Origin of the sequence: Pseudogracilibacillus sp. SO10305 (assembly GCF_037072005.1) — a bacterium.
GTDB lineage: Bacteria > Bacillota > Bacilli > Bacillales > Amphibacillaceae > Pseudogracilibacillus > Pseudogracilibacillus intestinigallinarum.
The window spans coordinates 1-21,427 of the sequence record NZ_JAXHDE010000002.1; the positions used below are offsets into that span (position 1 = coordinate 1).

27 protein-coding genes and 2 pseudogenes are annotated in these 21,427 nt (G+C 37.5%); 10 read left to right on the top strand and 19 right to left on the bottom strand.

The window, feature by feature from the left end:
- Positions 1-166 precede the first annotated feature (166 nt).
- From SPD45_RS02615 to SPD45_RS02625, 3 genes and pseudogenes are all read right to left on the bottom strand, one after another.
- Positions 167-598, bottom strand: coding sequence for a hypothetical protein (locus tag SPD45_RS02615; RefSeq protein ID WP_336266068.1), 432 nt, complete (start codon positions 596-598; stop codon positions 167-169).
- A 249-nt stretch (positions 599-847) separates the two neighbouring features.
- Entirely contained in the window at positions 848-1,354 is a 507-nt protein-coding gene (locus SPD45_RS02620; RefSeq protein ID WP_336266069.1) for a hypothetical protein, read from the bottom strand.
- Positions 1,355-1,750: 396 nt separating this feature from the next.
- Positions 1,751-2,925, bottom strand: a pseudogene (locus SPD45_RS02625) (IS3 family transposase).
- Positions 2,926-3,013: 88 nt separating this feature from the next.
- On the opposite strand from SPD45_RS02625, the pseudogene SPD45_RS02630 reads away from it, so the two are divergent.
- The 4 genes and pseudogenes from SPD45_RS02630 to SPD45_RS02645 all read left to right on the top strand — a co-directional run.
- Positions 3,014-3,106: pseudogene (locus SPD45_RS02630) on the top strand (hypothetical protein); the annotation flags it as partial.
- A 51-nt stretch (positions 3,107-3,157) separates the two neighbouring features.
- A complete protein-coding gene (locus SPD45_RS02635; protein ID WP_336266379.1) occupies positions 3,158-3,559 on the top strand; it encodes a site-specific integrase in 402 nt (133 codons plus the stop codon).
- Positions 3,560-3,572: 13 nt separating this feature from the next.
- Positions 3,573-3,905: a tyrosine-type recombinase/integrase gene (locus SPD45_RS02640; RefSeq protein WP_336266380.1), complete on the top strand. Its 333-nt coding sequence runs from the start codon at positions 3,573-3,575 to the stop codon at positions 3,903-3,905.
- A 256-nt stretch (positions 3,906-4,161) separates the two neighbouring features.
- A complete protein-coding gene (locus SPD45_RS02645; RefSeq protein WP_336266070.1) occupies positions 4,162-5,334 on the top strand; it encodes a MalY/PatB family protein in 1,173 nt (390 codons plus the stop codon).
- Positions 5,335-5,499: 165 nt separating this feature from the next.
- On the opposite strand, the gene SPD45_RS02650 is transcribed toward SPD45_RS02645, so the two are convergent.
- Positions 5,500-5,700, bottom strand: coding sequence for a hypothetical protein (locus tag SPD45_RS02650; RefSeq protein ID WP_336266071.1), 201 nt, complete (start codon positions 5,698-5,700; stop codon positions 5,500-5,502).
- Between the two features lie 134 nt (positions 5,701-5,834).
- Between SPD45_RS02650 and kapB the strand changes: the two genes are divergently transcribed.
- The 3 genes from kapB to SPD45_RS02665 all read left to right on the top strand — a co-directional run bounded on the left by kapB (position 5,835) and on the right by SPD45_RS02665 (position 7,513).
- Positions 5,835-6,230 (top strand): sporulation phosphorelay system protein KapB, encoded by a 396-nt coding sequence (gene kapB, locus SPD45_RS02655; RefSeq protein ID WP_336266072.1) that lies wholly within the window; start codon positions 5,835-5,837, stop codon positions 6,228-6,230.
- Positions 6,231-6,245: 15 nt separating this feature from the next.
- Positions 6,246-6,953 carry a purine-nucleoside phosphorylase gene (gene deoD / locus SPD45_RS02660; protein WP_336266073.1) on the top strand — a complete coding sequence of 236 codons (708 nt, stop codon included), beginning with the start codon at positions 6,246-6,248 and terminating at the stop codon, positions 6,951-6,953.
- Positions 6,954-7,039: 86 nt separating this feature from the next.
- Positions 7,040-7,513, top strand: a complete 474-nt coding sequence (locus SPD45_RS02665) for a divergent PAP2 family protein (protein ID WP_336266074.1) — start codon at positions 7,040-7,042, stop codon at positions 7,511-7,513.
- A gap of 56 nt (positions 7,514-7,569) precedes the next feature.
- On the opposite strand, the gene SPD45_RS02670 is transcribed toward SPD45_RS02665, so the two are convergent.
- From SPD45_RS02670 to SPD45_RS02695, 8 genes are all read right to left on the bottom strand, one after another.
- Entirely contained in the window at positions 7,570-8,208 is a 639-nt protein-coding gene (locus SPD45_RS02670; protein ID WP_336266076.1) for a 3D domain-containing protein, read from the bottom strand.
- A 393-nt stretch (positions 8,209-8,601) separates the two neighbouring features.
- A complete protein-coding gene (locus SPD45_RS02675) occupies positions 8,602-9,264 on the bottom strand; it encodes a hypothetical protein (protein WP_336266078.1) in 663 nt (220 codons plus the stop codon).
- Positions 9,265-9,373: 109 nt separating this feature from the next.
- Positions 9,374-9,559: a DUF6366 family protein gene (locus tag SPD45_RS02680; protein WP_336266080.1), complete on the bottom strand. Its 186-nt coding sequence runs from the start codon at positions 9,557-9,559 to the stop codon at positions 9,374-9,376.
- Between the two features lie 91 nt (positions 9,560-9,650).
- Positions 9,651-10,130 carry a DUF3967 domain-containing protein gene (locus SPD45_RS02685; RefSeq protein ID WP_336266081.1) on the bottom strand — a complete coding sequence of 160 codons (480 nt, stop codon included), beginning with the start codon at positions 10,128-10,130 and terminating at the stop codon, positions 9,651-9,653.
- A 26-nt stretch (positions 10,131-10,156) separates the two neighbouring features.
- Positions 10,157-10,390: a hypothetical protein gene (locus SPD45_RS02690; RefSeq protein WP_336266082.1), complete on the bottom strand. Its 234-nt coding sequence runs from the start codon at positions 10,388-10,390 to the stop codon at positions 10,157-10,159.
- A 96-nt stretch (positions 10,391-10,486) separates the two neighbouring features.
- Positions 10,487-10,600, bottom strand: a complete 114-nt coding sequence (locus tag SPD45_RS14375; protein ID WP_442961983.1) for a hypothetical protein — start codon at positions 10,598-10,600, stop codon at positions 10,487-10,489.
- Entirely contained in the window at positions 10,576-11,001 is a 426-nt protein-coding gene (locus SPD45_RS14380; protein ID WP_442961984.1) for a replication initiation protein, read from the bottom strand. The genes SPD45_RS14375 and SPD45_RS14380 overlap by 25 nt, the downstream gene beginning before the upstream one ends.
- A complete protein-coding gene (locus SPD45_RS02695; RefSeq protein ID WP_336266083.1) occupies positions 10,893-11,204 on the bottom strand; it encodes a YuiB family protein in 312 nt (103 codons plus the stop codon). The genes SPD45_RS14380 and SPD45_RS02695 overlap by 109 nt, the downstream gene beginning before the upstream one ends.
- A 183-nt stretch (positions 11,205-11,387) precedes the next feature.
- Here SPD45_RS02695 and SPD45_RS02700 point away from each other — a divergent pair, with 183 nt between their 5' ends.
- The gene (locus tag SPD45_RS02700; protein WP_336266084.1) at positions 11,388-12,380 is read left to right on the top strand and encodes an NAD(P)/FAD-dependent oxidoreductase; all 993 of its coding nucleotides are present in this window, start codon (positions 11,388-11,390) and stop codon (positions 12,378-12,380) included.
- Between the two features lie 547 nt (positions 12,381-12,927).
- Here SPD45_RS02700 and SPD45_RS02705 read toward each other — a convergent pair.
- The 3 genes from SPD45_RS02705 to SPD45_RS02715 all read right to left on the bottom strand — a co-directional run bounded on the left by SPD45_RS02705 (position 12,928) and on the right by SPD45_RS02715 (position 16,967).
- On the bottom strand, positions 12,928-14,859 hold the full coding sequence (locus tag SPD45_RS02705; RefSeq protein ID WP_336266085.1) for a bifunctional metallophosphatase/5'-nucleotidase: 1,932 nt from the start codon (positions 14,857-14,859) through the stop codon (positions 12,928-12,930).
- 21 nt (positions 14,860-14,880) lie between these two features.
- On the bottom strand, positions 14,881-16,374 hold the full coding sequence (locus SPD45_RS02710; RefSeq protein ID WP_336266087.1) for an amidase family protein: 1,494 nt from the start codon (positions 16,372-16,374) through the stop codon (positions 14,881-14,883).
- Positions 16,375-16,610: 236 nt separating this feature from the next.
- Positions 16,611-16,967 (bottom strand): HesB/IscA family protein, encoded by a 357-nt coding sequence (locus SPD45_RS02715; RefSeq protein ID WP_336266090.1) that lies wholly within the window; start codon positions 16,965-16,967, stop codon positions 16,611-16,613.
- Positions 16,968-17,153: 186 nt separating this feature from the next.
- Here SPD45_RS02715 and SPD45_RS02720 point away from each other — a divergent pair, with 186 nt between their 5' ends.
- A complete protein-coding gene (locus tag SPD45_RS02720; RefSeq protein WP_336266381.1) occupies positions 17,154-17,378 on the top strand; it encodes a NifU family protein in 225 nt (74 codons plus the stop codon).
- A 355-nt stretch (positions 17,379-17,733) separates the two neighbouring features.
- Here the strand turns inward: SPD45_RS02720 and SPD45_RS02725 are convergent, their stop codons facing one another.
- Together SPD45_RS02725 and SPD45_RS02730 are read right to left on the bottom strand one after the other, a co-directional pair.
- On the bottom strand, positions 17,734-18,159 hold the full coding sequence (locus tag SPD45_RS02725) for a hypothetical protein (RefSeq protein WP_336266092.1): 426 nt from the start codon (positions 18,157-18,159) through the stop codon (positions 17,734-17,736).
- Between the two features lie 50 nt (positions 18,160-18,209).
- Positions 18,210-19,178 (bottom strand): 2-hydroxyacid dehydrogenase, encoded by a 969-nt coding sequence (locus SPD45_RS02730; protein ID WP_336266093.1) that lies wholly within the window; start codon positions 19,176-19,178, stop codon positions 18,210-18,212.
- A gap of 205 nt (positions 19,179-19,383) precedes the next feature.
- On the opposite strand from SPD45_RS02730, the gene SPD45_RS02735 reads away from it, so the two are divergent.
- The gene (locus SPD45_RS02735) at positions 19,384-19,887 is read left to right on the top strand and encodes a phosphatidylglycerophosphatase A family protein (protein ID WP_336266095.1); all 504 of its coding nucleotides are present in this window, start codon (positions 19,384-19,386) and stop codon (positions 19,885-19,887) included.
- Positions 19,888-19,943: 56 nt separating this feature from the next.
- On the opposite strand, the gene SPD45_RS02740 is transcribed toward SPD45_RS02735, so the two are convergent.
- Entirely contained in the window at positions 19,944-20,723 is a 780-nt protein-coding gene (locus tag SPD45_RS02740; RefSeq protein ID WP_442961978.1) for a TIGR01457 family HAD-type hydrolase, read from the bottom strand.
- Positions 20,724-20,774: 51 nt separating this feature from the next.
- Positions 20,775-21,416, bottom strand: coding sequence for a helix-turn-helix transcriptional regulator (locus SPD45_RS02745; protein ID WP_336266096.1), 642 nt, complete (start codon positions 21,414-21,416; stop codon positions 20,775-20,777).
- Between the last annotated feature and the right edge of the window lie 11 nt (positions 21,417-21,427).

Here is a 21,427-nt window from a genome sequence, read left to right on the forward strand (position 1 = left end):
TGTCTTTAAATATCAATGAAATAAGGACAATTACAATAATGAAAATCACTGTCAAAACAACCAGACTTAACATATAATCAACTCCTTTTGTTGCTTAACAATCTGGCCCAATTCTGGCACAGCGATTCTTCAACAACTGCGTCCGTTAACGGAAGATGAAACTTTCCTATTTAACGAAATTTAATGTCTTTTTGTAGAGCAAAGAAATGTGGTAAAACAATAAAGATGGTAGGGCACTAACTTTGAAAATACTTAATACAAAACATTCGTTAATACTTCCATCAATTAGTAATATAATTCCAAAAAACAATCCAACAATTAATAAGCCACCCACCAAATATGTTAGGAATCCAATAATGTACTTTAGAAGTATGCTACAATAATGAACATTATTTAGATATATGTCTGCAAAAAAGGAATAGAGCCCTCCACAAATTAAAAATACAGGCAACGAATACATAAAATATACCACAAATAGACTTCCAAAAGAGAAGTATCCAACATTGACTTCTTGTTCTTCAACTGGTGTATATTGCAAATACGCTAATAGTAGAGAAAACAACAGGGCAGAAAGCAACGCTGTAATGGCTTTTTCCAAGAGAATAGCACCTTTATTTTTTACTTGGCTATTAAGTATCAAAAAATAACCTATTATTGAAATAGCTATAAAAATAACACCAATTATAATGTTCCTTCTCCCTTTAGAAATCCCAACTTAATTTAGTAAGATAATACATAACCAAGTTTCAACACAGGTTATTCGATTAAATGGCCTGATTCAGATACAGTGCTTATTCAACAATTACGCCCTTATCGAATATAATTTTGAAGGTACTTTAAAAGTTTCTTACTGATAAATTGCTAAGACTTCTAAAGTAACCATATCTTCTTCACTCTTGATGTTTTCAATACCCTTATCATCCATTTGTCTTCTTATAGTTCTATTTAAGGAAAATAAGTCCTTCATTACATCAAATACAATTACAGGTTTATTTTTAACTTCTTTACGGGTCAATACTTTAGCAACTATGGTCACTTCTTCATCCTCAAAGTCTTCTAACTCTGTCAATTGGTATTTTAAATCATTTGAATTTACCTTAGAAAAACCAACCCTACTACCGAAGTTATCGCTTTCAAAAAACACCGGAATCTTTGTACTATCCTTTCCGAAAACTTTATTGAATATTTCTTCCTCTTCATTATTTTCTAGACCCATTTGTGTAGTCAACATAGGTTTAAAATCGTTAATTAAATCCATCATATCGAATTCTTCTAGAATATTAAATTCACCTTCAAAACGAATAATTGCTCTTCTAGGGATGGTTTCAAAATCAAACTCTTCATTTTCTGTCATATCAAAATAGTTATCTTTACTATTTTCTCTAAGTAGTTCTTCAAATTCATTACAATCAAAAATTGGATTGTCAACAATTTCTCCCTCGATTTCATCGACATTATCATAGTTTCCTGATGCAATAGGAAGCCCCCCACGTACAGATTTAGAGGTGTTTTTCCTGACTTTCCTAATATCTACATGTCTTTCACCTTTTAATAAGGAACTGTATCCTGCAACTTTTTGTGAATCAAAGTAAATTAAATTTTAAAACATTTATTTAATATCCGCCTCTGGATTCTTTTATTCTTATTATTTTATTATTCATCTTCAACAAAATAGCCCGTTGGTACAGTACACAGGTCTTTATTCTAACAATTTGGAATGTCAACACTAAACTGAACAATTTATTTAAGGTTATTGTGCATTTAATAACTTGTATTCCGCAGGTGTTAAATAATTTAATGATCCGTGAATTCGAATATTATTAAACCAATTTATATAATCGAAAAGTTCAAGATCAAGAGCTTGTTGACAAGGGAAAATAGTGCCATGAATAAACTCAGTTTTTATTGTTTTAAACATTGCTTCAGCGACGGCGTTGTCATAAGGGCTTCCTTTTTCACTCAATGATCGTTCAATCCCAAAGGCTTCAAGTGCATCATCAATTAATTCGTTTTTAAATTCGGTACCCCTGTGGTACCCCTGTCTGTATGAAATAATTCAAGTAGATTTAGATTGTATGGTACAGATGCAAAAGCACGTTGAACTAAGGCAGCAGTTTTCTGTGGACCAACACTGTGACCAATAATTTCCCTGTTGTATAAATCTACTAAAAGACAAATATAATGCCATCTATGTCCGACACGGACATATGTTAAATCACTGACAACTACTTTTAATGCTTTATCTGTATTGAATTCTCTATTCAATACATTGCCAGTTTCAGACTCATTTACAGCTTGCTTCATTGGTTTAAACTGGGCTACTGTATACTTCGAAACAAGACCTTGTTCTTTCATAATTCGGCCAATGCGACGACGGGATACTTGCCAGCCAAGCTTAGCTAGCTCTACTTTTATTTTTCTTTGACCGTAAATATTACGACTATCTTTGAAGATTTAACAATTAGCATTGTCAATATCTCTTCCTGGTTATTACGTTCTTTTGTTTCATAATAGTGCGTACTTTTAGGGAGTTGAAGGACTTCGCACATTGCTGATATAGAGTATTTGTGAGCGTTATTTCGAATCACATCTACGCATCAAACCATTATCAGCGCGGCTTGCTTTTTAGAGTATCTAGCATTTTAATGCGTAGATACTTTTATACCTTTAGGTGCAAATATCATTTTCCATTGCTAAACGTTGGTTTTCTTTGCGAAGCTTAATTAGTTCTTCCTGTTCTGGTGTGCGATTGTCCCTCTCTTCAAACGAACCAGATCCATTATGCTGGCGAACCCATTTATCAAAAGCAGAAGGCGTTAGATCATATTCTTTGATAATTTCATTTCTTGGCTTTCCAGTAGCGTGTAGGTTGACAACCTGTTCTTTAAACTCTTTCGTAAACGTTCTTCTTTTTCTTTTAGTCATTATTGATTCTCCTCCGATTTCTGTTGAATCAAGTTTATATGACCTTAATGAAACTGTCTAATTAAGTGTAGCCTATCCATCTACTCAAGAAGCACGTAAAAACACGATTGAAAAGCATATAAAAAGGTTAATAGGTAATATTAAATTGAAAGACATAACAAAAACAATCTACATTAATAATTTCTTGAATGTGTTAAAAGAAGAAGGTTTTAAGCCGCACTCTATTAGTAGTATGCATGCTACTGTTTCAACTGCACTTAATGCTGAGGTAGAAGATGATATTCTGGATAGAAACAGAATAAGAAGCGCACCTATTGAGAAACCTGAAAGACTTACCAACTTTCTTACACCACAAGAATTAAATATATTTTTGCGTTATGCTAAAAAAGAAAGAGTTTCAGACTATACCATTATTCTATTGTTGGCTTACACTGGTATGCGCTCTGGAGAAGCTATTGGAATGTACTGGGAAGATATTGATTTTAAAGAAAATACTGTATCAGTAAAACGTACTAGAGATACGCTCGGAACTCGTAAAACTAAAACGGAAAATAGTTTTCGTACTATTAAAGTAGATGAACTTGTAATTAAACAATTAAAAAATATCGAGCATGGTGTATGCAGCGTAAACTAGAACTTGGTGAACAATTAGAAAATGTAGTTTTGTTTTTCTAAACAATGATGGATCTATGAATTATTATAAAGAACTATTGTCAATTGCGATTAGGAGAATTTACCGCAACATGAAAAAAGATGATATTGAGATTAATAAAATTACGGGTCATGGTTTGAGACACACTCATTGTACAATTCTTTTGAGTCAAGGGTATCAAGTAAAAACAGTCGCAGATAGACTCGGTAATACTCCAGAAACTATTTTTGAAACATACTCACATTCATTTGAGGAATTGGAGGAACAAGCTGTCGTTTCATTCAGTCAATCTTTACAAGCTGGGGCAGTTTCTGGGGCAGAAAAATAAAATATAGCCTGTAGGCTTTGATACTGTAAGCATTAGGGGTAGCTATTGTTTTACTCCCCCTGTAGGCAAAGCATATAATTGCTTTGCTCTTTTTTTGTCCTTTTTTTCAGTTTTATCGTTGAATATTGCGGGTCGGCGCATTCCATGGGGAAACAGGTAAAACACATTCAATTCCGACTAATATAGTTGTATTTGACTTCTTTTTTTCGCAATTTTCCGTTATAATAGAAAAAAACCTAATTTGGAGGCAATAAAAATGAGCCAATTTCAAACAGTACATAATAGAGAACAGACAAGATCCATGAAATGGGACAATCGGAAAGCAATTTTTAACAGTGAAGAAGTATTGCCAATGTGGGTCGCTGACATGGACTTTAAAGCACCTGAAGCAGTGAATAACGCTTTAAAAGAACGCGCACAACATGGCATTTATGGATATACCGTTATTACAGAAGACATTCGTAACAATGTGACGAACTGGATTTCACTGAAACATGGATGGGACGTTGAGACAAACTGGCTTTCATTTAGTCCTGGTGTCATCACAAGCTTACACATCGCCATTCAAACTTTTACAAATGAAGGCGACAATATTTTAATTCAAACACCCGTTTACACTCCATTTTTCAATTTAATTAAAAATGGCAACCGACAAGTCGTGGAAAACGCACTAAAGTATGACGGAAAAACGTACACGATTGATTTTGACGATTTAGAAGAAAAATTAAAAACGGTAAAAGCATTCATTCTTTGTTCACCACATAACCCTGTCGGCCGTGTATGGACGAAAGAGGAATTAACAAAAATTGCTGCACTATGTGAACAACATGATGTACTTGTCTTTTCCGATGAAATTCACGCAGACCTCGTATTTGATGGATATAAACATATTCCATTCGCATCGATTTCAGAGGAAGCACGTGAAAGAACGATTACATGCATGTCGCCGACGAAAACATTTAACTTAGCAGGATTACAAGCATCGTATATCGTAACGAAAAATAACCAAATGCGCGCAAAAATTAATGCTGAACTCGGTTTACAAGGTTTTAATATGTTAAATACAATGGGGGTCATCGCACTAGATGCAGCATATGCAAATGGAAAACCATGGCTAGACCAATTAATGAAAGTAATTGAAGCGAACAAATTATATGCAACGACGAGAATTGAAAATGAAACGAACGGAAAATTAAAAGTGATTGCATCTGAAGCGACGTACTTACTTTGGGTCGACTGCCATGAACTCGGTCTCACTGATAAAGAATTACAAGCTTTCATGATTGAACAAGCGAAGGTCGGTTTAAACGCTGGTTCATCTTACGGTACAGAAGGAGAAAATTTCATGCGGATCAATATCGCTTGCCCAAAAGCGACGCTACAAGAAGGACTCGACCGAATCATTCATGCAGTAAACGCACTTGCCTAAATAATAAATAACAATGACAGAGGATTGTATGTAACAAAATCCTCTGTCATTTTTTTACCCGTGTTGAAAGACGGTCATGCTTCCTAGCGTCATTCAAGATTATAGTTGCAATCAAAATAAGAAAACTCCCCTTCCACCACATTATGTAGTGAAAAAGGAGTTTTATTAATTGTCCTTACGGTCATCGTGTTTATCAATTCGATACTGATCTACATCAAAATCATCGATCATCTTCTCATCTTTTTTCGATTTTTTATAAAAAAGATACATCGTACCAATCGCTAAAATCATAATAAGTACTAACATTATAAAAGCTGGAATATATTCCGATTTATCTTCTGGGAAATACAAAAATTCCATAAACATTCAGTATCACGTCCTTCCTGTACTATTATAGCAAAACTTTTAAACATGTATATATAAACTGTGTTTTATTCGCAAATTTGTGATAAATTTGTCAAAATAAAGTTATATCATATTTTTTTAGGAGGATTTGTTACATGCAAACGATTGAAATTGGACAAATCGTGGAAACTCGTTACAATTCAGGCACATATATCGGAAAAGTCATTCAAGACAAAAGGAACTTTGTACTCATCGAAACATTAGCAGTATTAGAACATCCGACACAAGGTGACTTGCATAATCGTGGTCAAGTAGATGGTGTAGCATTCCATGAACGTAAAGCACTAGCAGAAAGGGAAAAATTTAACGCACGCAAACGTGACACTGTCCCATTTGCAGGCGACGTTCCAACATATGCCGACTCTTTACAAGATGCTGTACAACGTAAAAAGGAAGAGTTACAAGCAGAAAACACCCCATTTAATCAATTATCTTTAGAAAGGATAGCGGATTTAGAAGAACACTATTATAATAAAATATATACAAACTAAAAGGAGCGAATAAATATGAGTATACATATTGGTGCAAAAAAAGGAGATATTGCAGAAACAATTTTACTTCCAGGAGACCCACTTCGTGCAAAATATATTGCCGAAACGTATTTTGAAGATGTTACACAATATAATACTGTCCGAGGAATGTTAGGATTTACAGGAACGTATAAAGGAGAACGTATTTCTGTACAAGGAACTGGGATGGGCGTTCCTTCGATCTCTATTTACGTAGAAGAACTTATTAACGAATACGACGTAAAAAACTTAGTCCGCGTTGGAACTTGTGGTGGCATGAAAGAAGATGTACATGTTCGTGACATTATTTTAGCACAAGCATCTGCAACAGACTCACAAGTAAACCGTAATGTTTTCGGTGGCATTGATTATGCTCCAATCGCTAATTTTGACTTATTGAAAAAAGCATATGATATCGCACAAGAAAAAGAATTAAAAGCACATGTCGGAAATGTTTTTACTTCAGACGTATTTTATCGTGACAACGGTCCAGAAGTGAATGCACTTTTAGCTAAATATAATGTGTTAGGTGTAGAAAAGGAAACGACTGCATTATACACATTAGCAGCGAAATACGATCGCCGTGCTTTAACAATTTTAACGGTGTCAGATCATGTAATTACAGGGGAAGCGACGACTGCCGAAGAGCGTCAAACGACATTCAATGACATGATGGAACTCGCATTAGAAACTGTAACAGAATAATATGGACAAATACAGAACGTTCAAGCTAGTCGATCGTACGAGCTTGAACGTTTTTTACACCAAGACTATGTGAAAAGGTGATGACTATGGCTTTATTAGAAAATTTCCCACTCGTCGCTGCATTAGCAGCCATCGTATTTGCCCAAGTTGTAAAAGTACCGATTCATTTTATTGCAACACGCGAATTTTCCCCAGGGCTCATTTTTGGAACCGGAAGTATGCCGAGCAGTCATTCTGCTGCGGTTGCCGCGTTAACAACAGCAATTGGCATCACATCTGGCGTTAGTTCTGTTCCGTTTGCCATCGCATTCGTCTTCAGTGTCATCACGATGTTTGATGCTTCAGGTGTTCGAAGAGAAGCTGGAGAACATGCCGCATTACTCAATATGCTCGTGAAAGATATTCAAGCATTCACAAAAGAAATGAGCGATTGGCAAAATAAAGAAATATATGAGAAGCGTCAAGAATTAAAAACATTACTCGGCCATAAACCGATTGAAGTATTTTTCGGTGCATTAACCGGTGTCGGTGTCGCTTTTCTTCTTCATCTACTATACTAAAAAAGCGAATGCGTATCATAGCATTCGCTTTTTCTAACAATGGCGCGTGACCGATTTTATGAATCTCTTTCCATACTGTTTACTTGAAATACTTCTTGGACTTCCCCATCATTCCACGCAGCAATCTCTTCTTCTGTAATAGCTCCGTCCCCTTCTTTAATGATGTACACATCAAGCTCCTGCTTGCCCCATATATCATACACTTCTCTCACCGTATCAAAATATAAATCAATTTTATTTCCAGTAATCGCCGCACCAATATCTGTCACCACACCGAGGCCATATCCGGGAATATACAAAATTGTCCCAAGTGGAAAGACGTCCAAGTCAGCCGCAATAGTAGAAATGAGATCACGCACGACTGGCACCCCGGCATATGTAATGCCATATGCGGGATCTCCCTCCGTTTTTCCTGTAGACTCTTCCCCTGCTGTATACCCTGTCGCAACTACCTTTTTCACCGGAAATTGTTCCAAGTCTAGCACATTACTTTTTTGTCCATTAACAGCCTCTTCTTTCAAGTTCTCGATTTTGTGAAATTGTTCTAACATTTTTTCCGTTATCATACTAGTTCCGCTTTCCACTTTTTCCTCATATTTTCTCATTGCATCACCAACAGACATATTCGTCACATCTGTAAACGTCGTATATACTGCCGTTATAAATAAAATCGACATAATCATTTTTCCAACCATTTTTTGACACCTCTCTTTCGTGTCATTTTTGCCCAGTTGAAAAAAATTATACATAAAAAAAGTATTATAAAAGACTGGATCGCTAATCACAGAGAGAAGTTTGAAGATAACGTTCAAAAAGAGATAGCGAAGATCGAAGGTCGTGAAAAAACGGACTGCACGTTCCACGGACTACGACATCGTTATGCTCGTGATCGTTATAACGAAGAAATTCAAAAAGGCTTGACTGAAAGACAAGCGAGAATTCAAGTGTCGCACAAGTTGGGCCATGGTCGTGATGAAGTCACAAAAGTTTACTTATAATTAAATCAATTGGCACTGATATTTTATTCATAAAATTAGTAAAAGATATTCTCTTAAACTTTTAATTAAGAGAATATCTTAATATTTTCATTAATAATCAGTATAAGTTCTTACTGTAATTGTATGACTTGTTCCACTCATTCCACTTACTTTTATTTTTGCAGTACTTTCTGCCATAGGGCCGTCTGGACCATCTGGTGTATTTTGGAATCCCCAACCAGTTTTATATGAAAAGCTATTGCTTGTAGGTGTTTTTGAAAGTTTTTTAAGTCCTGTTCCTGGTAAACCACCATTATGTGCTATAACTTTTCTATTTGATACCTTATATATATTATCATTTGGAGTCCAACTACCACTAACTGAATTCACTCTTATTTGGCCATTACTTTTCTTGCTGTAATCTATAAATAGCTTTGCGTTTACCCCGCCTTCATCTTTTGAAGAACCATTTTCATAAAATGGAGTAATACCGCTTGATGATTCGTCACTTTCAATAGGTATAAATACTTCATAACCTTCTACATTATTAACGATATCTGATTCATTAATATTATTATTAACAGTATCTAATTCATTAATATTTAATTTATTTATTTCTTTTGGATCTATGTTCTTTGTTTCTCCTGTGTCATCATTCGTTATAATAACTTCCACATTATTTTTACTATTAGTCTCTGCACTTGTCGTTACACTAAACGAAAAACCTAAAATAAGAATTAAAGGGACTGCTAACATAAGTATTCTTTTTAACAATTAAAACTCTCCTTTATAATAAAATTATGTTTCTATGATTTAATTACCCTTATTCGCCAAAGTAAAACGCTTTCATACAAAATCTCTTAATAGTCTTTATTTTAATAAATTACGTCACTACAAATATTAATAAAATTATAATTAATAAAATAATTAATAATAAGAATCCCTTCCAACCCAAGCCACCAACTAGGTCAGCAAGATTACTCCCGTGAATACTACTTGACGGATTTTTTAATTCCTTTTGTCTAAGTCTTTCTCTTCTTTCCTCAGGACTTTCATTTTCTTTAGTCATTTTATCTCTCCTTATTCTAAATTCCATTTTTTTGAAATAAACACTAGATAAATATAAACTCCGCAATAAAAATATATCTTTTTATTTTTTTCTAAAATATCCACCATCTCTTTTTACGTTCTTTTTTAGCTGGAGCAAGTTTTTTATTTTGCTGTATTTCATTCAAAACAATCATTAAATTTTTATCTCTTTCTTCCATTCTTTCTAATATTTTTTGATTAAATTCTTCTTGCTGATCTAATCGTTTATTTAACTTCATAAACTCTTGCTCGAACGACCCTCGTTCGAGGGTTTTTAAGGGCGTTCGTTGACCGTTCGAAGGTAGGCTTTCAAGGTCTTTTAAAGCCTGTTGTACTGCACTTTCTATAGTCGAATTAGTCGTTCGAAGGTGTTGTTTTATATTGATTAATAAATCATGTTCTCGTACTGTGAACGCACGACTATTATTTTCGCCTTTTGCAAACTTATAATTTTGCTTTTCGAGTTCAATACACCATTTTCTTAGTGTACCATATGAAATATCTAAGTACTTTGCGATTTCGTGTGTCCAATACGCTTTTTCTTCGCTCATTCGATCAACTCGCTTTCAGGTTTATCTCATTCATCTTTTAACCAGTTGAAATATATCTCTTCTTTTCCATCTCTCTCTTTTATTGTTTCGAGCTGATTGATATAAATTTTCATGTTTTTAATATATATATCTGCTTTTTCTGTTGTTAAACCGCCTTTTTTCACTTCTATATCAATTTCTTGTACCGATTGTAATAACTTACGTGATTGTAACGCTAAATTGTCGTTTTCAAGTGAAATGAATGACAGCATATCGCTCATTACATTTTCGTACATGTTACGTAGTAGTGCTAATTGCTTTTCTGTTGCTCCAATCTCATTTCTTCCTTTTGAAAAATGTAACGTAAAATGAGTAATTTAGCGACCTACTTTTTTTTCGGTATACCAGCACTCGAATTCTGTATGTTCATTTATTTCGGCAATAGCAATATCAATAACACCACGTTTTAATTCAGATGTGTTTTTATATATGTCTGTCTATTTTCTACGTTAAATAAACGCATTACTTCCTCTTTTGAAAGTGTTTTATGCCATGCACCGTAACTACCTTTTAGAAAGTCATACAATATCCATGAAAAACCACTTTTAAATTTACTCGTTATCGCTAGATCAGTTAATACAAAATTATCTTTTAGGTCAAGTATGTGTTGTAATAGCGAATTAGACCACTCGAACTCAAATTTCCCCTCTTTATAATGGATACGCTGAAACACACGGATAAACTCAATAAAGTGAAACGTCGATACGCTCCACCTTAAATACTTTAGAACATTTGATAGCCAGTTTTTCGTAACATTTTTATAACAATACCAGAAACGATTGCACCAGCAAATCCAGATCCTAACACAATCACATCGACCGTGTTTAAAGATTGAATCGTGCTACCAACTTGCGCAAATGCTTCTCCTGTATTACTAAAATAAGATCCAAACGAGTTATTACTAATAACATACAAAATGATAAACGGATATAAAATGGCCATTAACCATGTTTTACGTAATAACATATTTAAAATAAATGCAATCCCGAAAAAGATAACGAAATATAACAGCACCGATACAATTAATTGAATCAAAAGCCTTTCTCCTCTCATGCTAAAAACGACGCATTTTTTTCTCTTCTTACATTTTATAATTGTCCTGCACAAAATGCAAAGACTATCGCTCTATTTCCTCAAACATATTGATTTTAAGAATAGCCAGTTTTATGGTATTATGAAATAGATTGTATAACGGTCGGAATAGTTGGAGGGAAAATGATGACTGAGCAACAAAAAGTATATGATATAACTGTGTTAGGTGCAGGTCCAGCTGGATTATTTACAGCTTTTTATGGGGGAATGCGCGCTGCTAGCGTGAAAGTAATTGAAAGCTTGCCACATACCGGCGGGCAATTAACTGCTTTATACCCTGAAAAATATATTTATGATGTTGCGGGATTTCCAAAAATCCGTGCACAAGAATTAGTCGATAATTTAGAAAAACAACTAAAATTATTCGACGCAGACATTTGTTTAAGCCAAGCAGTACAAGAATTAGAAAAGCTAGAAGATGGCACATTCAAATTAACGACAAACACGGGTGAAGAACATTTTTCCAAAGTCGTGATCATTACGGCTGGAAACGGTGCATTTGAACCACGTCGTTTAAATATTGGCGAGTCAGAAAGCTTCGATGGGAATAATTTACACTATTACGTGAAGAACATGAACGCTTTCAAAGATAAAAAAGTTGCCATCTTAGGTGGCGGTGACTCTGCAGTGGACTGGGCATTAATGTTAGAACCAATCGCCGAAAAAGTAACTTTAGTCCATCGTCGTAACGAATTTCGTGCACACGAATCAAGTATCGAGCAATTAGACAATTCTAAAGTGGAAAAATTAACCCCTTTCGTGCCAACAGACATTGAAGGCAACGAGAAAATTGAACGTCTCGTTTTACAAGAAACTAGAGGCGAAAAAATTATTAAATTAGACGTAGACGAAGTCATCTGTAACTACGGTTTCATTTCCAAACTTGGTCCAATCGCTAATTGGGGCCTTGATATCGAACGAAACAGTATCGTCGTCAACCAAAAAATGGAAACAAACATTCCAGGAATTTACGCGGTTGGAGACATTAACACGTTTGACGGAAAAGTAAAACTAATCGCCACAGGATTCGGGGAAGGACCGACTGCTGTAAACAACGCAATGCAATTCATCGACCCGAAAGCACGTGTCCAACCTAAGCATTCCACGTCGATGTTCTAAAATGAAAACTAGCTCCTATCCTCGATGCGGTAGGAGCTAGTTTTTTTTGTGAGGTGGCATGGGTTTAGTTCTAGTTGGTGTGAATAAATCGTGTAATTACGCAAGTATTTGGTGAAATCGCCGAGAACTTGCGGATATATCTCATAATTCCGCAAGTACTCAGATAAATCACCACGAACTTGCGGATATGTCTCATAATTCCGCAAGTACTCAGCTGAATCACCACGAACTTGCGAATATATCTCATAATTCCGCAAGTAATCAGAAAAATCCCCACGAACTTGCGGATATATCACGTAATTCCGCAAGTAATCAGATAAATCCCCATGAACTTGCGGATATATCACGTAATTCCGCAAGTAATCAGATAAATCGCCGGGAACTTGCGGATATATCTCATAATTCCGCAAGTACTCAGATAAATCGCCGGGAACTTGCGGATATGTCTCATAATTCCGCAAGTAATCAGATAAATCACCGGGAACTTGCGGATATATCTCATAATTCCGCAAGTAATCAGATAAATCCCCATGAACTTGCGGATATATCACGCAACATTTTGATGTATTTTTTTCTTCTTCCGACGCTTTACTAGCCAACGAATACCGAACACGAGCACCAATACAACGCCAGCAACAATTCCGTACAAACCAAGCACAATCCCGTTTGGTTTACTTAAAATACTGGATAAACTTTTATCATCATCCATAATTTTTCTATCTTTTAGTTGTGCATAATCAGCTGGCACTTGCGGAATACCGTCCACCGGAGCAAATGATTGTAAGTAAGCAGCAATCGCATACCACTCTTTCACCTCACTGCCATCCTCTAAGTGCAAAATTTGCGCCTCATAATCTGTAATCACTTCGCCGTCTTTCGTCTTCGGTTCCACTGATAGCAGGTTGAATGATTTTTCCCCGACGACAGGTAACATTTGTGCGGAATATAATCCTGCAACAATGCGATACAATTTGTCATCTTCAATCTCTTCAAGCGTTCCATCCGGATTCTGAATCGCGACATCTGTCACTTTATTAAATAAAATTCGATTTGGATTGAATGTATAAGTTAACCCCGACACATACAACTGTGCGGACGGCATAATCGGCGCAACAGATGCGTCCACCTCCGCGACCGTGCGCAATTCTTTTCCTGTAATGTACACGTCAATAACCGGGTAGCCTGATGTTCCATCCGCCCCAATTCCGAGCGAACTTACGTTGAACACATCTGACGTTGTAATAGCTCCTTTATAAAAAGAATTTCGAATAACACCAGAGGGAATAACTGCCGCCGTAATTTCTTCGTAATCTTCCCCTTCGATTTGCTTAATCGTATCGATGTACGCATCGCCGATTAAATTTCCAATCGTCGTTTCCTCTAATTTTTTCCCAACAGATGAGAACTCAGTAAAATCAAATGGAGAATTTGCAATCACCTCATCATAGTCTAAATCAAACATACTTAAATAATCTTCTTGTACAACCTCTTTAAACCCATCAATCATTTTAGCAATTTTTTCATTCGGTTCAATCGTTTCATCAATGTGAATGAGGTCATATTTCGTTAAATCCCAACGACCATCCTCTTTTTGCACGAGTTCCATCTTACCTAGATTTTCACCATATTCGCCAGCAGAGCCGATAACCGTATCCCCACTTATAATTGGCTCTTCCAATGTCGTATGTGTGTGTCCACTAATAATCACATCGATTTCAGGAACTTTTTCTGCTAATACCTCATCTTCAGACACCTTTTTCGTCTCGGATGTTCCTGAGTGTGACGACGCAATGATCATATCCACATTTTCTTTTTGCAAAATTTTAACCGTCTTTTTCGCTGTTTCAACATTATCGTCAAAAGTGACGCCAGACATTGGCGCGTTAGATGCCGCATCTTCCCCCAGCAATCCAATCACACCAATTTTCACCCCCTTTTTCTCGATAATATCATATGGTAACACTCCGTACTCATCCATCGCTTCTTTCAAAAATGCAATATCATCCGCCATTTTGCCATCATCGTCTTTTGGAAAATGGACATTCGAAGCGACAATTTTCGGTAAAGGAATATCACGTGCGACCGCTGATTTTAATGCCTCTGCAAGCCCTTCGGCACGGAAATCAAACTCATGATTTCCATATGTGATCGCGTCATAATCCATCTGCCCCATAATTTGCATCATCGGTGTATGAGTCGTAAAAATGGTCTGAAACAAGGTCCCCATCGAGTAATCCCCAGCATCAACTAAAAATGCATCAGGATTTTCTTTACGCTCGTTTTCCACTGCAGTAAACATGCGTGCCATACCACCAACTAATTGTTTGACGCCTTCCCGCTCTACCTCAAACGGATATAAATTATCGTGTAAATCATGTGTAAATAAAATGGTCACCTTATTTTCCTCTGCTGCAAACACATCTGTTTTTCCAAAAATGACGAAGAAAACAAGTGCCACTCCAATCAAAATTTTTCGCATCCCCATTGCCCCCTTTTTCTCTTATGCAAAATAAGGATTCCCACGTAAACCGACCCAAATATCTGAATTCTCTAGTTCGGTTGCAATTTGTAACAATGTATGGTCATACCCTTTCGGTGCGACGAATTGTACCCCAATCGGCAATCCTTCCTCTGTCATATGTACCGGAACACTAATCGCCGGCTGACCTGTTAGGTTCGCTAACTGTGTAAACGGTGTGTACGTTAAACTCGGTAAAAACATATCATAAATAAGTGCTTGCTGATCCTCTGCCGTTTTCATCGTATCCATCGCTTCGATTAATTTGGCAGCTTTTTCATCCGAAGCAGTTAACTCTCCAATCTCAGGCGCTCCAAACGCTGCTGCAGGTGTCACATAAAAATCATACGTTTCATGAAAAATTGCCATTTGTTCTGCCGCTACATCCCATGATGCTAGACTACTAGAAAATTCTGCCGCCGATACATTTTTTCCTGCTACATTTAATAACCAAGTTTCCAGTTCTACATCGTCTGACGTAATTGGTTTGCCAACCATGCTTTCCAAATTATGCATTAATGTCGCCATTTCTCCACTGTTCATTAAAAAATAATTACGCATTAATTCATGACCATCCACGCCATTATCCACTTCTTCCACTTCATGGCCGGCTTTCTCTAACCATTTTACCGTTGTATAAACAGCCTCTTTCGCCTCTTCACTCACTGGAGTACCGACAGGCGATTTCACTGTAAAGCCAATTTTTAATGGACGAGTAAATCCTTTTTTCGCTGTTCGTTCATACCCTTCCGTAAATAATGGAGTCTGAAATGCAGCTTGTTGCTGTACGACTTGCAGTTCATCCAACATCCGAGCACTATCTCGTACAGATTTTGTTAACACAAATTCAATCGCGGCACCTTGCCAATTTCGTCCAGATCCAGGTCCTACCGCAGTACGGCCCCGTGTCGGTTTCAAGCCAACTAGTCCACTAAAAGATGCCGGAATTCGGATCGAACCACCGCCATCACTCGCTCCCGCAATAGGCACTACACCTGATGATACAAGTGCGGCCGCCCCACCACTTGATCCACCTGGTGCATGATTTTTATTCCATGCGTTTCGAGTAGGTCCGTGTAATTTATTTTCTGTAATATTTTTTAATGCGAATTCTGGTGTCGTTGAGTTTCCGACAGAAATGACACCCGTATGCAGCAAGCTTTTCGTAAAATTCGCTGTTACTGGTGCAATCGCATCTTTCATTAAACGCGACCCGCCAGTCGTCGGTTCCCCAGCAATCGTCTGTGAAATATCTTTTAATGCTGTTGGTACGCCGGCGAAAGCCCCTTTTCGTCCTTCCGCTCCTTCTGCAAACGCCTTTTCCTTTCTTACATAAGAAACCGCATTCAATTCTGGCTGCACTTTTTCTAATTGCTCGAAGCTCGCCTGTAACACTTCCTCTTGCGACACCGCTTTTTCCTCCAACATTTTCGCAAGTGCGACGCCATCTAACTGTATAAATTCTTCTCGTTTCACAAAAATCCCCCTCTTATATTCTCCCTTTATCATAGCAACTTTTTACATAGAAATATACGAATTCACACAAAAAAGCGAACGACCATTTTGTACTATGTATTTTTTATTTTAAGAAAATTGATACCTATTTTCTCAGCGCCATCTTTTACGGTGTAAAAAATTATTGCGTAATTGTTCGCGAAAAAAAACAACTTCCAACGAAAATATCGTTAAAAAGTTGTTTTGTATGTCTACTTCTAGCAGTCGCCAGGCGCTCCAGCTTCTTCCGCAGTACGGAAAGACGAGCCACAGCCACAAGAGAGGACAGCATTTGGATTATTAATACTGAACCCGCCACCCATCATATTTTGCTTAAAATCAATGACTGTATTTTCAATGATTGGAATATCTTGTTTTGTAATAATGACAGGAATTTCATTCACTTCCTCTACAAATTCCAATTCCTCATTCACTTCCTCATCAAACCCTAACGCGTAAGAAAGGCCACTACATCCGCCACCTTTCACACCGAAACGTAACATAGCTTCACTTGATTCTTCTTTCATCATTTCTTTAATTTGATTGCGTGCATCATCTGTAATTTGAATCGTCAATGTAAGCCCTCCTTTTCTATCACTTACTTTATATTATACAAATCCATTTCTAATCATTCAAGCTATTCATCTTGCTAATTGGGAACTGTTTTCATTTACATTTTGCAAGAAACACGGTAAAATAAAAATAGCTTAACTTATATAATAATTTAATTTTACAATATATTAGGAGGAATTCCGATGACAATGCATGAACAAGTTCAAGAAGTATTAAATAAATTACGCCCATTTTTATTACGTGATGGGGGAGATGTTCAATTAGTGGACGTTGACGAGGACGGTGTCGTTCAATTACGCCTAATGGGTGCATGCGGAAACTGCCCAAGTTCAGCAATCACACTAAAAGCTGGAATCGAACGTGCGCTAACAACAGAAATCCCTGGCGTAAAAGAAATCGAACAAGTATTTTAATAATACTTCATTACAATAATGTCTATCCCTATTTGGGTAGGCATTATTTTTTTATGAAAAATGGATACGTAGGCTGTACATAGTGAAACAGAGAAACTAATTCCGCAAGTGTAGGTGGAAATCGCGGGAAACTTGCGGATATATTGCTTAATTTCGCAAGTGGAGGCAAAAATCACGGGGAACTTGCGGATATATTGCTTAATTTCGCAAGTGGAGGCAAAAATCACGGGGAACTTGCGGATATATCAACTAATTACGCAAGTGTAAGCAAAAATCTCGGGGAACTTGCGAATATATCGCTTAATTCCGCAAGTGTAGGTGGAAATCGCGGGAAACTTGCGGATATATCAACTAATTACGCAAGTGTAAGCAAAAATCTCGATGAACTTGCGGATATATCACTTAATTTCGCAAGTGCAAGCGGAAATCGCGAAGAACTTGCGGATATATCGCTTAATTCCGCAAGTGAACGAGAAAATCTCGACCAACTTGCGGATATATCACGGAATTTCGCAAGTGCAAGCAGAAATCTCGATGAACTTGCGAATATATCGCTTAATTTCGCAAGTGCAGGCGAAAATCGTGAGCAACTTGCGAATATATCGCTTAATTCCGCAAGTGCAGGCGAAAATCGTGAGCAACTTGCGGATATATCACTTAATTCCGCAAGTGCAGGCGAAAATCTCGGAGAACTTGCAGATATATCACAGATTTCCGCAAGTGCAAGCAGAAATCTCGAAGAACTTGCGAATATATCACGGAATTCCGCAAGTGAACGCAATAATCTCAACCAACTTGCGAATATATCCTCTCCAAACCCACTACCATCCCCTATTCTGTCACCTCAGTTACTGGTGCGCCACCACGCAACACGGCACTGACGTTCTTCAAGCATAAATTCAGCATCGCTTCCCGCGTTTCCACCGAGGCAGAACCGATATGCGGGAGCAGCACGGCATTATCTAAACGAACGAATGGATGATCTGCGGAGATAGGCTCTTTCTCAAAAACGTCCAAGCCGGCTGCACGGATGGTGCCATTTTTCAACGCGTCGTATAGAGCCGCTTCATCCACGACACCCCCACGAGATACATTAATAAAAATGGCTGAATTTTTCATCCTTGCAAAAGCGTCCTCATCGAACATTTTTTCTGTCGCTTCGCTTAACGGAACGAGTGACAACACAAAATCTGATTGTGCTAATAACTCATCAAAATTCGCATACGACAAATTAAGTTCCGCCTCTACCTCTTTTTTTCGCGAACGGTTATGGTATAGCACATCCATTTGAAATCCGTTCGCCCGGCGTGCAACTGCTTCACCGATTCGTCCCATCCCGACAATGCCCAATGTCTTCCCGTACACATCTGCTCCGGCGAGCGTAAATGGTGACCAGTCGCCCCATTTATTTTCTTCAATCGTTTTCGATGCCTCGACAATGCGTCGCGCTGTCGACATCAACAATGTAAACGCCAAGTCTGCCGTCGTTTCCGTTAATACATCCGGCGTGTTCGTTATTGTTACACCGTATTTTCTCGCTGCCGTAATATCGACATTATCATAGCCAACCGCATTATTCGCAACGATTTCTAAATGATCATTCGCTTGAAAAAACTCGGCGTCCATTTTTTCTGTTAATAAACAAATAACTCCGTCCGCTTTTTTTGCTTCTTGAAATAACACATCACGTGGGACTGGCGTTGTTTCACTTTCCCACATCGAAATGTCAAATTCATTTTCATAAGGCGCAATGAGATGCGCAGGAATGTTTCTCGTTATGTATATTTTCTTTTTCCCCATTTTCTCACCCTCCTAAAACTTTTCTTTAGTGTATCATATGGACCAATCATTCGCCTGAATATTCCGTCCTCTTCACCTAAGCCAAAAGTATCATTCATTATGGATTCCACTTCATCCATGTTACACTACATATATAGCATAATTTTCACTCTATTTGCAATATACTAGTAGAAATGGTTTTTACGTTGAAAGTGAGTTGGTAAAGATGGCTGAAAAACAGACTGAATTAGAAAAAATTGCCCGTCAAAAATTAATGGATCGTGGTGTAGAAATTCAAGATATCGCAGAATTAGTTTACTATTTACAAGTAAAATATTATCAAGAATTAACGATGGAAGATTGTGTCCATAACGTTAACCGTGTCCTAACGAAACGCGAGGTGCAACATGCGATTCTAACGGGGATTGAACTTGATGAACTTGCAGAAAAAGGGTTATTATCTGAACCCTTACAAGATATCATCCATCGTGATGAAGGATTATATGGCATCGATGAAGTAATCGCCTTATCGATTGTCAATGTGTATGGTTCCATCGGTTTTACAAGTTACGGATATGTCGATAAGAAAAAGCCGGGAATCTTACGTCAATTAAACAAACATGAAAATGGAACAGTCCATACCTTTTTAGATGATATCGTCGGTGCGATTGCAGCGGCAGCAGCTTCAAGGCTTGCCCACTCCACTGCAGGAGATATTGTCGAAGGATAAACATAAAAAAACTTGCCTAGCGTCACACATTAGCAAACGCTGTAGGCAAGTTTTTTTTACGACATCTTTTCCTCTATCCAACTATAAAGGTCGTCCATAATATAAGTAGGCTTCTCCGCTTTCGGCACGTCCGCCACATCTTCACGGGAACTAAAACCAGTTAACACCATCAAAGTATCCATCCGTGCATGCACCCCAGCTAAAATGTCAGTCGTATAATTATCCCCAACCATGAGTACTTCTTCTCGATCCAGTCCAATCATACGAAGCGCTTCTTCCATAATTATCGGTTCCGGTTTTCCAACAAAAATTGGTGCCACGCCTGTGCTCACTGATACGACAGATGTTAGTGAACCATTGCCAGGTAATAACCCTTCTTCTGTCGGAATCGCTGCATCTTTATTCGTCGAAATAAATGTCGCACCATCGCGTACATGTAATGCAGCCGTTTTTAATTTTTCATATGAAATCTCTCGGTCGATTCCCATCACAACAAAATCGACGTCTAATGTGCTCTCTTTCAGACCGACTTTTTCACAAGCTTCATGCAATCCTTTTTCCCCGATAATATAACATGTAGCACCCTGTTTTTCTCGAGCAATGTATTTCGCTGTCGCACTAGCCGATGTTAACACATGGTCTGGCGTTGTATCGATACCAAACGTCGCCAATTTTTCCACGACCATCTCTTCTGTCGCCGAGGAATTATTCGTCACGAATACGTACGGAATATGTCGTTCCTGCAACGTTTTAATAAAAGCACTCGCCCCATCAATCGGAGCCTTCCCACGATACATCGTGCCATCTAAATCAATTAAATATCCTTTATAACTCAAAACACCAATCCCCCTAAAATATATCAAGAAAAAGAGGCGAGCAATTTACGACTACGCCTCTTCTTTTTCTTCTGGTTGTGAAATATACCAACAGCAATATTTGTCGCCACTCGTCATGCAAGCATCAGCGACAACATGACTACCTGGAAATACATTTCGCACCATATCTTTTTCATAATGACAAATTTGACGATAATTAGAAGATACATTATAAATCGGACAGTTAAAATTTTTGAATGAATATTGACCATTCGCTAATTTTTCATATTCAATCATATACCCTTTACGCTCCTGGACATCGGCCATTAACGCAATTTTTTCGTCAAATGAAGCACCATCTGTTTTCGCTTTAATCTCGTCCTCGTCACGATCCACCCGACGCTTTAAAAGATCATTCACCGCTTCCGGCCCTTGCAATTCCTCTACATCACGCAAAATTTCAACCGGAAGTTCCTGATATTGATTCGGAAACGTTTCATGTCCCTTCGTTGTCAATGCATACGTATGAAACGGTCGCCCAATCTCCTGTTTGACGACACGTTCACGGACAAATTTTTGCCGAATTAAATCATTTAGATGACGGCGAATCGCTACTTCCGAAATCGTAAAATATTCCAATAATTCCTTAATGGTCACTTCGTCGTCCTTTTTTAAAATGTGTAAAATTTTTTCTTTCGTCGTTTTTCTTGCCACGTAATCATCCC